Source organism: Streptomyces sp. NPDC060031 (assembly GCF_042736805.1).
Classification (GTDB): Bacteria; Actinomycetota; Actinomycetes; order Streptomycetales; family Streptomycetaceae; genus Streptomyces.
Genome location: NZ_JBHWVM010000008.1, coordinates 67,196 through 79,212, shown reverse-complemented (window position 1 = coordinate 79,212; position 12,017 = coordinate 67,196). Strand labels below are relative to the sequence as shown.

General features: G+C 74.1%; 10 protein-coding genes. 6 read left to right on the top strand and 4 right to left on the bottom strand.

The annotated features are described in order from the left end of the window. Positions 1–25 precede the first annotated feature (25 nt). A complete protein-coding gene (locus ACFWB8_RS05390) occupies positions 26–1,672 on the top strand; it encodes an alpha/beta hydrolase (RefSeq protein ID WP_385222788.1) in 1,647 nt (548 codons plus the stop codon). A 113-nt stretch (positions 1,673–1,785) separates the two neighbouring features. Here ACFWB8_RS05390 and hemQ read toward each other — a convergent pair whose 3' ends face one another. Together hemQ and hemG are read right to left on the bottom strand one after the other, a co-directional pair. Next, positions 1,786–2,499: a hydrogen peroxide-dependent heme synthase gene (gene hemQ, locus ACFWB8_RS05385; RefSeq protein ID WP_385222785.1), complete on the bottom strand. Its 714-nt coding sequence runs from the start codon at positions 2,497–2,499 to the stop codon at positions 1,786–1,788. 23 nt (positions 2,500–2,522) lie between these two features. After that, entirely contained in the window at positions 2,523–4,004 is a 1,482-nt protein-coding gene (hemG, locus tag ACFWB8_RS05380; protein WP_385222782.1) for a protoporphyrinogen oxidase, read from the bottom strand. Between the two features lie 176 nt (positions 4,005–4,180). Here hemG and ACFWB8_RS05375 point away from each other — a divergent pair, with 176 nt between their 5' ends. Both ACFWB8_RS05375 and ACFWB8_RS05370 read left to right on the top strand, forming a co-directional pair. Beyond that, positions 4,181–5,155: a DUF4349 domain-containing protein gene (locus ACFWB8_RS05375; RefSeq protein ID WP_385222779.1), complete on the top strand. Its 975-nt coding sequence runs from the start codon at positions 4,181–4,183 to the stop codon at positions 5,153–5,155. A gap of 59 nt (positions 5,156–5,214) precedes the next feature. Beyond that, complete coding sequence (locus tag ACFWB8_RS05370; RefSeq protein ID WP_385222776.1) at positions 5,215–6,597, top strand: FAD-dependent oxidoreductase; 1,383 nt, start codon at positions 5,215–5,217, stop codon at positions 6,595–6,597. A gap of 4 nt (positions 6,598–6,601) precedes the next feature. Here ACFWB8_RS05370 and ACFWB8_RS05365 read toward each other — a convergent pair whose 3' ends face one another. Together ACFWB8_RS05365 and hemE are read right to left on the bottom strand one after the other, a co-directional pair. After that, positions 6,602–7,735, bottom strand: a complete 1,134-nt coding sequence (locus ACFWB8_RS05365) for an NADAR family protein (protein ID WP_385222773.1) — start codon at positions 7,733–7,735, stop codon at positions 6,602–6,604. 35 nt (positions 7,736–7,770) lie between these two features. Continuing rightward, positions 7,771–8,874: a uroporphyrinogen decarboxylase gene (gene hemE / locus ACFWB8_RS05360; protein ID WP_385222770.1), complete on the bottom strand. Its 1,104-nt coding sequence runs from the start codon at positions 8,872–8,874 to the stop codon at positions 7,771–7,773. 91 nt (positions 8,875–8,965) lie between these two features. Here hemE and ACFWB8_RS05355 point away from each other — a divergent pair, with 91 nt between their 5' ends. The 3 genes from ACFWB8_RS05355 (at position 8,966) to ACFWB8_RS05345 (ending at position 11,992) form a co-directional block, all read left to right on the top strand. Further along, positions 8,966–9,622, top strand: a complete 657-nt coding sequence (locus ACFWB8_RS05355; protein WP_385222767.1) for a DUF3000 domain-containing protein — start codon at positions 8,966–8,968, stop codon at positions 9,620–9,622. A 298-nt stretch (positions 9,623–9,920) separates the two neighbouring features. Then, positions 9,921–10,583, top strand: coding sequence for a response regulator transcription factor (locus ACFWB8_RS05350; RefSeq protein ID WP_069922445.1), 663 nt, complete (start codon positions 9,921–9,923; stop codon positions 10,581–10,583). A 125-nt stretch (positions 10,584–10,708) separates the two neighbouring features. Further along, entirely contained in the window at positions 10,709–11,992 is a 1,284-nt protein-coding gene (locus ACFWB8_RS05345; RefSeq protein ID WP_385222763.1) for an HRDC domain-containing protein, read from the top strand. The last annotated feature ends 25 nt before the right edge of the window (positions 11,993–12,017 follow it).

Here is a 12,017-nt window from a genome sequence, read left to right as displayed (position 1 = left end):
GACACGATGAGATGGAAGGGCCGTCATGCGGACGAAGCTCGCACGCCGCGCAGCCGCCGCGGCGGCTCTCTGCCTCACCCTGTGCTCCCCCGCCCCGGCCCGGGCGGCCGCGGATCCGGCCCCGGACAGCGCCGTGGCCGCGGCGGGTGCGGAGCTGGCCGCCCGGGCGGCGGCCGTCGCGGGCCTCGACTTCCGCCCCTGCCCCGCCGTCGAGGACCTCCCCGACCCCGTCCGCTGCGCCACCCTGCGGGTCCCGCTCGACTACGCCCGCCCCCGCGGCCCGCAGCTCTCGCTCACCGTCAGCCGCGCCACGGCGACCGGCGCCGGGCCCGCCGCCGGCGCCCGCGAGAGCGCCCGCCAGGGCTCCCTCGTCTACAACCCCGGCGGCCCCGGTGCCTCCGGCATGTTCTTCCCCCTCGTGGCCGGCCTCCCCGAGTGGAGGCGCGTCGCCGCCGCCTACGACCTCGTCGGCTACGCCCCGCGCGGGGTCGGCCGCTCGGGCCCGCTCTCCTGTCAGGACCCCGCCGAGTACGCCGCGGCCCCGACGCAGGTCCCGCCCGCCCCGTCCCCGCAGTACAAGCGCGAACGCGTCGCCGCCGCGCAGGCCTACGCCCGCGGCTGCGCGCGGCGGGCCGGCGCGGACCTCGCGTACTACACGACCCTGAACAACGTCCGCGACCTGCACGTGCTGCGCGCCGCGCTCGGCGATGCGCGGCTGAACTTCATGGGCGCCTCGTACGGCACCTACCTCGGCGCGGTCTACGCCACGCTCTACCCGGGCCACGTCCGCCGGATGGTCTTCGACTCGGCGGTCAACCCCGACCCGGGCCGCGTCTGGTACCGCAACAACCTGGACCAGGCGCGCGGCTTCGAGCGCCGCTGGGCGGACTTCCGCGCCTGGGCGGCCCGCCACCACGACGCGTACGGCCTCGGGACCACCCCGCGGGCCGTGCAGGCGAGCTACGAGCGCGTCCGGGCCGCGGTGGCCCGTACTCCGGCGGGCGGAGTCGTGGGGACCGGCGAACTGCACTCCGCGTACCTGCGGACCGCGTACTACGACGAGGTCTGGCCCGACCGGGCCGCGGCCCTGGCCGCCTTCCTGCGCGGCGATCCGGGCCCGCTCGTCCGGCAGGCCGCGCCGGACCCGGGCTCGGCGGCCGAGGGCGAGAACACGACGGCCGTGTACACGGCGGTGCTGTGCAACGACGCCCCCTGGCCCGCGGATTGGGAGACCTGGGACCGCGACAGCACCGAGCTGGCGCGTGCGGCCCCGTTCGAGACCTGGGCCAACGCCTTCCTCAACCTGCCGTGCGCGTACTGGCCGGTCAGCGAGCGGCAGCGGCCGGTGGCGGTGGGCGGCCGGCCGGCCGCACTCCCCCGGACGCTCGTCGTCGCGGCGGAGCGGGACGGGGCGACCCCGTACCCGGGCGCCCTGGAGCTGCAACGGCGGCTCGGCGCCGGGGCCGCGCTGGTGACGGAGGAGGGGGCGGGCACCCACGGGGTGGTCGGCGGACGCAATGACTGCGTGGACCGTCACGTGGAGCGGTATCTCCTCACGGGTGACACCCGAGGACGGCGCATCACGTGCGCGCCGCATCCGGAGCCCGCACCGGTGTCGCTGGACGACCGGGCAGCGAGCGCCCGCAGGGCACTGCTGCCGCCGGTCGTCTGAACTTCCGGGCGGGATCTCCGGCTGCGTCGTTTCGGGGGCAGGGCCTCCCGATCCACCGGAGGAGCTCACCTGACGGTGTGGTCGTCCTCCGGCCCTTCCCCCCAGGGGAGGTCTCAGGCGAGTCCGGCCACCAGATCGGCGACGGACTTGCGGCGTCCGGTGTAGAAGGGCACCTCTTCACGGACGTGCATACGGGCCTCGGAGGCGCGCAGGTGACGCATGAGGTCGACGATGCGGTAGAGCTCGTCGGCCTCGAAGGCCAGCAGCCACTCGTAGTCGCCCAGCGAGAAGGAGGCGACGGTGTTGGCGCGCACGTCCGGGTAGCCGCGGGCCATCTTGCCGTGGTCGGCGAGCATGCGGCGGCGGTCCTCGTCGGGCAGCAGGTACCAGTCGTAGCTGCGCACGAAGGGGTAGACGCTGACGTAGTCGCGGGCGGTCTCGTCGGCCAGGAAGGCCGGGATGTGCGACTTGTTGAACTCGGCGGGGCGGTGCAGGGCCATGTTCGACCACACCGGCTCCAGCGCGCGGCCCAGCTTGGTGCGGCGGAAGAGGTTGTACGCGCCCTGCAGCTCGTCCGCGGTTTCCGCGTGCCACCAGATCATGATGTCCGCGTCGGCGCGCAGGCCGGAGACGTCATAGGTGCCGCGGACGGTGATGTCCTTGGCGGCCAGCTGGTCGAACAGCTCCTGGACCTCGTCGGCGTAGCCGGCGCGGTCCTCCGGGAGGACGTCCTTCAGCTTGAAGACGGACCACAGGGTGTAGCGGATGACCTCGTTGAGGTCCTTCGCCTTCTTCCCCGCGTTGGGAATCTTCTCTGGTGCAGTCATGTGCCTATTGTCCCGTGTGCCGATCAGTGGTCTGTGCCAGGGGTGCCCAACGTGGCCATCACCACGTCCGCGGCCCGGACGGCGCTCGCGATGCACGCCGGGATGCCGACCCCGTCGTACAGCGCACCGCACACCGCGAGGCCGGGGAGGGCCGCGACGGCGGCGCGGATCCTGGCCACGCGGTCGAGGTGACCGACCGGGTACTGGGGCAGTCCGCCGTCCCAGCGGGTGACGGTGGACGCGACCGGCCGGGCCGCCAGGCCCACGGCCTCGCCGAGGTCGCCGAGCGAGACCTCGACGAGCTCCGCGTCCTCGCGCCCGAGCACGGCCTCGTCGCCGTGCCGGCCCACCGAGGTGCGCAGCAGGAAGAGCTCGGGATCGGCCCCGGCCCAGGACCACTTGTTGCTGGAGAAGGTCGACGCCTTGATGGTCCGGCCGTCCACGGGCGGTACGAGGAAGCCGCTCGCGCCGCCGCCGGTGATGCCGGCCGGCAGGTCGGAGCGCCGGAAGGCCATGGTGATCAGCGCCATGGACGCGTACTCGACCCCGCGCAGCTCGGCGGCCGCCGCGGGCGCGAGGGCCGCCAGGAGCCGGGCGGCGGGTTCCGCGGGGGTGGCGAGGACCACGGCGTCGGCCTCGATGACCTCCGCGTCGGCGACCACCCGCCAGGTGCCTTCGGCGCTACGGGTCAACTCGCGCACGGGGGTGTCGCGCAGGATCCGGGCCCCGGCCGCCCGGCAGGCCTCGGCCACGGCGATCGGGAGCCGGCCGATGCCGCCGTCGATGCCCGCGAAGACGGGGCCGCCCTGCTGGGGGTGGAGCGCCGCCTGGTGCTGCAGTTCCCGTACGCCGTCGCCCAGTGAGGCGTGCGTACGGGCGGCCGCGAAGAGCTGGGGCACGGCGGCCCGCATGGAGATGCGGTAGGCGTTGCCGGCGTAGACCCCGCCGAGCAGGGGCTCCACCAGCCGGTCGACGACCTCGTGGCCGAGACGGGCGGCGACGTACTCGCCGACGGCGACGTCCTCTCCGATCTCGGCGGGCGGCAGGGCGCGTTCGGCCTCGATCCGGGCCAGGCCCTCGGCGGAGAGGACTCCGGAGGCGGCGAGCGGCCCCAGGTCCCCGGGCACGCCCATGACGTGGCCGCGCGGCATGGGCCGCAGCGCGCCGCGGGTCCACAGGTGGGCGGTGGCGGTGGCGGGCGGCTGGAGGGCCTCGCCGAGGCCGACCGCGCGGGCGAGTTCGAGGGCTTCGGGGCGGCGGGCGAGCACGGATTCGGCGCCGAGGTCGACGGGGGCGCCGGCGAGTTCGCCGGCGAGCAGCTTGCCGCCGAGGCGCGGGCCGGCTTCCAGGAGCGTGACGCGGGCGCCGTCGGCGAGCAGCCGGTGCGCCGCGGCGAGTCCCGCGATGCCGCCGCCGATGACGACGACGTGGCCGGGTCCGTGGCCGGGTCCGTGGCCCGGACCGTGGCCGGCCTGCTGATCCGTACGCGCGTCCGCTTCGTGCATGCGCACATCGTCTCAGACCGAGCTCGGACCGATCACCGAGGCCGGACCGTGACCGCTTCGGGACCGCCTCGCAACCGCGCGGGCGAAACCCGCGGCGGGACTCCGTACGTCCCATCGGCGACATCAGCCGCATTCTCGGGGGGTATTCAGCGATGCACACCCAGAACATCCAGCGCATGCAGTACAGACGGCGATCCGCGGCGGCCCTGGCCGCCCTCTCGCTGGCCGGGGCGCTCGCGCTCACCGGATGCAGCGCCGGCGGCGACGCCTCGGCCGGCAAGGCGGCGGACGTGGCGGCGCCCCGCCCAGACGGCGAGGCGGCGAAGGGCGCGGCGGGCGCCGCGGCGGCGCCCGCGGCGGCGGACAAGGGCCAGTCGCCCGCCTCCGCCCGGGCGCAGATCATCCGTACGGCGACGCTGAGCGTCGAGACGGCGGACGCGCAGAAGGCGACGGCGGCGGCCCGGACGGCGGCCGAGAACGCGGGCGGCTACGTCGGCAACGAGACCACCAAACGCGACGCCGACGGCCTGATGACCTCGACCGTGACCCTGCGCGTGCCGGGCGACCGCTTCGACGCGGTGCTCGGCGCGATGGAGGGCAGCGGGAAGCTGCTCGACCGGAAGGTCGAGGCGCAGGACGTGACCCAGAAGGTCGCGGACACCGACAGCCGGGTCAAGTCGCAGCAGGCGAGCGTGGCACGGGTGCGGGACATGATGGAGAAGGCCTCGGGGTTGGGCGACGTCGTCACGCTGGAGAGCGAGCTCGCCAAGCGCCAGTCGGACCTGGAGTCGCTGCTGGCCCAGCAGACGGCGCTGAAGGACCAGACCTCGCTGGGCACGATCACGCTGACCTTCTCGGAGCCGGCCGAGCCGATGGTGCGGGCCGGGGAGAAGAAGGACGAGGAGCCGACCTTCCTGGGCGCCCTGAAAGCCGGGTGGAACGTCTTCACGCAGATCGTGCGGTACCTGACGGTGGCGTTCGGCGCGCTGCTCCCGTTCGCGCTGACGGCCGGCGCCGTGGTGCTGGGCCGGCGGCTGTTTCGCAAGTGGCGCCCGGCGAAGCCGAAGGCGGGCCCGGTGGCGAAGCGGGTCCCGGCGGCGCGCGAGGCGGACCCGGTGGACCCGGTGGACCCGGTGGACCTCCGGAACTGAACACGCATTCGCCCGTAGCGTGGTCGCGACGGCGGCGACGACAAAGGACGGTGCGGGCGATGGCGACGGAACGACTGGTGGTGGTCGGCGGGGACGCGGCGGGGATGTCCGCCGCGTCACAGGCCCGGCGGCTCAAGGGACCGGCGGAGCTGGAGATCGTGGCCTTCGAGCGGGGGCACTTCACCTCGTACTCCGCGTGCGGGATCCCGTACTGGATCGGCGGCGCGGTCGCGGAGCGGGACGACCTGATCGCCCGCACCCCGCAGGAGCACCGGGCGCGGGACATCGACCTGCGCACGCGTACGGAGGTGCTGGAGCTGGACATCGCCGGGAGCCGGGTCCGCGCCCGCGATCTGGACACCGGAGCCGACTCGTGGACGGACTACGACAAGCTCGTCCTGGCGACCGGCGCCCGCCCGGTCCGCCCGCGGCTCCCGGGCATCGGCGCGCACGGCGTCCACGGCATCCAGACCCTGGACGACGGCCAGCGCCTGATGGGCACTTTGGAGCGGACGCGGGGCCGCCGGGCGGTCGTGGTCGGCGCGGGCTACATCGGCGTGGAGATGGCGGAGGCCCTGGTCGGGCGGGGCTACGAGGTGACCGTGCTGCACCGCGGCCAGCAGCCCATGGCCACGCTGGACCCGGACATGGGCGGCCTGGTGCACACCGCGATGAACGGCATGGGGATCCGTACGGTGTCCCGCGCCGAGGTGACGAAGATCCTCACCGACGAGGAGGGCCGGGCCGTCGCGGTGGCCACGGCGGCGGGCGGGGAGTACCCGGCGGACGTGGTCGTCCTCGGCATCGGCGTGGAGCCCCGCACCGCGCTCGCCCGCGCCGCGGGCCTGCCGCTGGGCGAGTCGGGCGGCATCCTCACGGACCTGTCGATGCGGGTGCGGGGGCACGAGAACATCTGGGCGGGCGGCGACTGCGTGGAGGTCCTGGACCTGATGGCGGGCCGCACCCGGCACATCCCGCTGGGCACCCACGCCAACAAGCACGGGCAGGTCATCGGCTCGGGCGTGGGCGGCGGCTACGCCACCTTCCCCGGGGTGGTCGGCACGGCGGTCAGCAAGGTCTGCGACCTGGAGATCGCCCGTACGGGGCTGCGCGAGCGGGACGCGCTGGAGGCGGGCCTGCGCTTCGTGACCGCGACGATCCGCTCGACGAACACGGCGGGCTACTACCCGGGCGCGGCGGAGATGACGGTGAAGATGCTGGCGGAACGCCGCACGGGCCGGCTCCTCGGCGTACAGATCGTCGGCGGCGCGGGCTCCGCGAAGCGCGTGGACGTCGCGGCGGTGGCCCTGACGGCGGGCATGACGGTCGACCAGCTCGTCTCCCTGGACCTGGGCTACGCCCCACCGTTCTCCCCGGTCTGGGACCCGATCCTGGTGGCGGCCCGCAAGGCGGTCTCGGCGGTCCGCGCGGCGGGGGTCTAGCCCGCTACTCGCGCGGTGCTCGCGCGGCGACGAGTTCGGAGCGGGTCAGTTCCAGGAGGCGGCCCGTCCAGTTCCGGCCGCGGGGGCCCTCCTCGCGCCAGAAGGGTGCGTCGGAGATGCCGGTGCAGGTGATGGCCGACTGCCCCGTGGCGACCAGCAGCTGCGCCAGTCGCGGGTGTTGGTCGAACTTGGCCCTCAGCAGGCCGGCCATGACCGCGAGCCGCACCTCGGGCCAGTCCGGGCGCCGCGGCGCCCGTCCGCCGAGCTCCTGGGCCTCGCGGGCGGTCGCGGCGGCGCGGATCCGGTCGTGGTCGGCCCGGTCGGCGGCGGACAGGGCCCAGTACCCGTGGAGCACGGTGGGGTAGGTCTGCCCCGCGTACGTGCAGGGGGCGTCGTAGTCGTTGCGGAGCGCGAAGTCGCCCGGCCCGGCCGGCCAACCCTGCGGATACACGCTCTCGCGGAGGACGAGCGGGGGCTCGGGGGCGCCGGGCGGGGCGTCGGCGTACCGGACGGCCGACCGGGCCTCGGCCTGCTCGTCGCCCGCGTCGCGATCGGCGAAGTAGGCGAGGGCGGCTTCGTGCAGCTCCCGCGTCGCCACCGGACCGTCCCCGTCCACGGCCTGCCCGAGGTCGGTCACCAGGATCCGCAGCGGCCGGTCCTGGCGGTCCATGTCACCCAGGACGTAGACCCGCAGGTGGGCGGGGACGGCGAGGTACGCGTCCCGGAGCAGGGACCGGCCGGCCGGCGTGGGATTGCGCCGGTAGGCCCGGACGGCCTCCAGGAGCAGGTCGCCGGTCGTGGGCCGGCCCGCCAGCCGGGCGATCTCGTCGGCGGCGTCCAGGAGGAAGCTCTCGTCGGTCCGCGTCTCGGGTTCGCGCGACTGCCACTTCGAGGGCCCGACGGTCCGTTGCCGCCCACCCGGCGGGTCCAGGGCGACCTTCCCCGAGGCAAGCAGCCCGCCGAGGCCGGGCAGGTCCGTCGCCTCGTACCGCCCGAGGGTGATCCTGCCGTCCGCGTACACGAAGAGGTTCTCGGGGAAGGGCTCGCCCCCTGTCTCGTACCTGCGCCAGACCAGGCACCAGGACCCGTCGATGCTCTCCCCGTCGGACATGCGAAACGTCGGCCCGTGCCATGTCATGCACGGCACAGTACCGACGTCGTCGAAGCCTCGGCTCAGCGGGCCGTCTTGGTGTGGACGTAGTCCACCAGGCGGGTCAGGGCGTCCGGATCCGTCGTGGGCAGGACGCCGTGGCCCAGGTTGAAGATGTGGCCCTCCAGGCCGGACGCGGCGGAGAGGACCTCGTCCGTCTTGGCCTCCACGGCCTGCGTGGTGGAGAAGAGGACCGCCGGGTCCAGGTTGCCCTGGAGCGCCTTGCCCGGGCCGACCCGGCGGACGGCCTCGTCCATCGGGACGCGCCAGTCGACGCCCATGACGTCCGCGCCGGCCTCGCCCATCAGGCCGAGCAGCTCGCCCGTGCCCACGCCGAAGTGGATGCGCGGGACCCCGTACGAGGCGACCGACTCGAAGACCTTCGCCGACGCCGGCATCACCGAGCGGCGGTAGTCGGCCGGGGCCAGGGCGCCGACCCAGGAGTCGAAGAGCTGGACGGCCGAGACGCCGGCCTCGATCTGGACCTTGAGGAAGGCCGAGGTGATCTCGGCGAGGCGGTCCAGGAGGTCGGCCCACAGCTCCGGGTCCCCGTACATGAGGGCCTTGGTGTGCTCGTGGTTCTTGGAGGGGCCGCCCTCGACGAGGTAGCTCGCGAGGGTGAAAGGCGCACCCGCGAATCCGATCAACGGCGTGGAGCCCAGTTCACCCGTGAGCATGCCGATCGCCTCGGTGACGTAACCGACGTCCTCGGGGGTGAGGTCGCGCAGCTGTGCGAGGTCCTCGCGGCGGCGGATCGGCTGGGCGACGACCGGGCCGATGCCCGGCTTGATGTCCAGGTCGACGCCGATGGCCTTCAGCGGGACCACGATGTCGGAGAAGAAGATCGCCGCGTCCACGTCGTGGCGGCGCACCGGCTGGAGGGTGATCTCCGTGACCAGGTCGGGGCGCATGCAGGATTCCAGCATCTGCGTGCCCTCGCGCAGCTTGCGGTACTCGGGGAGGGAGCGCCCGGCCTGCCGCATGAACCACACCGGGGTGTGCGGCACCGGCTCCCGCCGGCACGCCTTCAGGAAGGCGGAATCGTACGTCTGACTCGGCTGGCCCTGGAATGGGGTCTCCCCAGCGCCGGCGGAGCCGTGCGCGAGGGGAAGGTCGTTGGCGCTCACAACTCAAATCTTCGCACGTATGAAGAAGTGCCCGGCCCGGCGCGGGTGTCCCTGCGTCGTACGGGCGTCCGCTGCGCCTAGTCTTCCCCGCATGGCTGCGGCTCAGGGACGATTTTCAGATGGCGCTGACGGTGTGGACAGCGCGAAGGAGAGCTCCGTCCCGCTCCCGTTCCGGCGGGCGGTCGACGGCTTGAAGAAGGCGCGGCTACGGCCGGGGATCGAGATCGACCCCACGAAACCGCCGCAGAGACTGGCCCCGCACGCCTACGCGCTGGAGGCGGCGGTCGTCGACGGCGAGGAGGACCTGGCCGACGGCCGGCTCATCCTGCTCCACGACCCCGCGGGGCACGACGCCTGGCAGGGGACCTTCCGGCTGGTGACGCTCGTACGGGCGGAACTGGAGCCGGAGATGGCCGCGGACCCGCTCCTCCCGGAGGTGTGCTGGTCCTGGCTGACGGGGGCGCTGGACGCGCGCGGGCTGACGTACGGGGAGGCGAGCGGGACCGTGACCATGGCGAGCTCGCACTACTTCGGCGGGCTCTCGGAGCGGCGGCCGGCCACCCAGATCGAGATCAGGGCCTCGTGGACGCCCCGCGAGGGGGTGGGCGGGGTGCCGGACACCTCGGCGCACCTGTCGGCCTGGTGCGAGCTGCTGTGCCAGATCGCGGGGCTGCCGCCGGTGGGGCCGACGGAGACGGTCACGGGTGTGGTGTCCCTGCCACAACGGCGGGGTCCGCACCACCCGTAGGTGTGAAGCCGGACGGCCGCCGGGTGAGGCGGCCGTCCGGGCTCCCGGGGCGGCCCAGTTGGCGAGGATCGACCGATCAAACCCGTAACGGTGTGCCAAAACGGGGCATCCGTTGTGGGCTTCTGATCACCCGATGATCGATCGTGCGTCCGAATTGCCCGAATTGTTACTCACCAAATCGTGATCATTCCCTAAAGCCGGGCGGGTGACGTGCCGAAGGAGTCAGTGACCATCCGCACGGTTCGCACCGGCTTCCTTCCCCGAGCCGGCCGTCCCGCCACTCCCCCAGGAGGCCTAGGTGTCCGTTCTTCTCGAGCAGCCCGCAAGCCTGGTCGCCTACCGCCCGAACAAGCCGACGGCCATGGTCGTCGTGGCCGACCCGCGCGTCCGTTCCACCGTGACCCGCCATCTGTGGGCCCTCGGAGTACGTGACGTGATCGAGGCGTCGTCCATCGCGGAGGCCCGCCCCCGCGTCGGCAGCCCGCGCGACATCTGCGTGGCCGACGTACACCTGCCCGACGGTTCCGGTCTCACCCTGCTCTCCGAGACCCGGGCCGCCGGCTGGCCGAACGGCCTGGCCCTGTCCGCCGCCGACGACATCGGCGCCGTGCGCAACGCCCTCGCGGGCGGAGTGAAGGGCTACGTCGTCACCGGTACGCGGACCAACATCGGGCTCCCCTCCCGGCCCGGCGCCGCCCCCATCGGCGCTGCCGCCGCCCGTATGCACCGCCGCCCCCCGGGTGCCCCGAGCCACCCGGGCGGCTACCGAGAGCTCTCCGGCCGCGAGGTCGAGGTCCTGCGCCTCGTCGCGGAGGGCCAGTCCAACAAGGCCATCGGCGTCTCGATGGGCCTGTCCGCCCTGACCGTCAAGTCCCACCTCGCCCGGATCGCCCGCAAGCTGGGCACCGGCGACCGGGCCGGGATGGTCGCCGTCGCACTGCGGACCGGGATCATCCACTGATTTCGCCCGCGGACTCCCGGGCGAACTCCCGGGGAACCCGGGGGAAACGTCCGCCCTTCCCCTTCGCGCCCGTCGCCGGAACGTTCCGGCGACGGGCGCGTCGTATCCACGGATACCCTTGAGCGGTGACCGACGCCCAAGAGACCGCAGCAGACCTGCGCACCACCACCGGGGGCGGCCCCCCGGACGACGTCGATATTCCGTCCGATGGGCTGCCGATTCCCTTGCTGGAGCCCCGCGAGGGGATCCCTCCGGTGGTCGCCGACGCGGACGCGCTCGCCCGGGTGGTCGCGGCCTTCGCCGCGGGCACCGGACCCGTCGCCGTCGATGCCGAGCGCGCCTCCGGATACCGCTACGGGCAGCGCGCCTATCTCGTGCAGCTGCGCCGCGAGGGCGCGGGCTCCGCGCTCATCGACCCGGTGGGCTGCCCCGACCTGAGCGCGCTGGGCGAGGCCCTGTCCGGTACGGAGTGGATCCTGCACGCCGCGACCCAGGACCTGCCCTGCCTGCGCGAAATAGGCATGGTGCCCACCTCCCTGTTCGACACCGAGCTGGCCGGCCGGCTGGCGGGATTCCCGCGGGTCGGACTCGGCGCGATGGTCGAGAGCGTGCTCGGCTACGCGTTGGAGAAGGGCCACTCCGCCGTCGACTGGTCCACCCGGCCGCTCCCCGAGCCGTGGCTGCGCTACGCCGCGCTCGACGTGGAGCTGCTGGTGGACCTGCGCGACGCGCTGGAGAAGGAGCTGGACCGCCAGGGCAAGCTCGACTGGGCCCGGCAGGAGTTCGACGCCATCGCCGCCGCACCGCCCGCCCCGCCGCGCAAGGACCCGTGGCGTCGCACCTCCGGCATGCACAAGGTGCGCCGGCGCCGTCAGATGGCCGTCGTACGGGAGCTGTGGGAGTCGCGGGACCGGATCGCGCAGCGCCGTGACGTGTCGCCCGGCAAGGTGCTCGGCGACGCCGCGATCGTCGAGGCCGCGCTCGCCCTCCCGCTCAACGTGCACGCCCTGTCCGCCCTGCCCGGCTACGGGCAGCGGATGGGCCGGCGCCAGCTGGACCAGTGGATGGCCGCCGTCGACCGGGCGAGGGCCCTGCCCGAGAACGAGCTGCCGCAGCCGGGGGCGAGCCCGGCCGGTCCGCCGCCGCCGCGCTCCTGGGCCGACAAGGACCCCGCGGCCGCGGCCCGGCTGTCGGCGGCACGGGCCGCCGTCTCCGCGCTGGCGGAGGGGCTGAACCTGCCGCAGGAGAACCTGATCACCCCGGACACGGTCCGCCGGCTGTGCTGGGAGCCGCCGCAGCGGCTGGAGGCCGACGCGGTGGCGCAGGCCCTGACGGCCTACGGCGCCCGCCCCTGGCAGATCGAGCAGGTGACGGACGCACTGGTCACGGCCCTGGCGGCCACCGACTGACGTTCCCGCTCCCACGCGCAGTGCA

Coding starts and splice junctions, on each gene's coding strand:
- hemQ (WP_385222785.1), bottom strand. CDS start 2,499: ATGACTGCACCAGAGAAGATTCCCAACGCGGGGAAGAAGGCGAAGGAC.
- ACFWB8_RS05355 (WP_385222767.1), top strand. CDS start 8,966: ATGGCTGCGGCTCAGGGACGATTTTCAGATGGCGCTGACGGTGTGGAC.
- ACFWB8_RS05370 (WP_385222776.1), top strand. CDS start 5,215: ATGGCGACGGAACGACTGGTGGTGGTCGGCGGGGACGCGGCGGGGATG.
- hemG (WP_385222782.1), bottom strand. CDS start 4,004: ATGCACGAAGCGGACGCGCGTACGGATCAGCAGGCCGGCCACGGTCCG.
- ACFWB8_RS05390 (WP_385222788.1), top strand. CDS start 26: ATGCGGACGAAGCTCGCACGCCGCGCAGCCGCCGCGGCGGCTCTCTGC.
- ACFWB8_RS05375 (WP_385222779.1), top strand. CDS start 4,181: ATGCAGTACAGACGGCGATCCGCGGCGGCCCTGGCCGCCCTCTCGCTG.
- ACFWB8_RS05365 (WP_385222773.1), bottom strand. CDS start 7,735: ATGACATGGCACGGGCCGACGTTTCGCATGTCCGACGGGGAGAGCATC.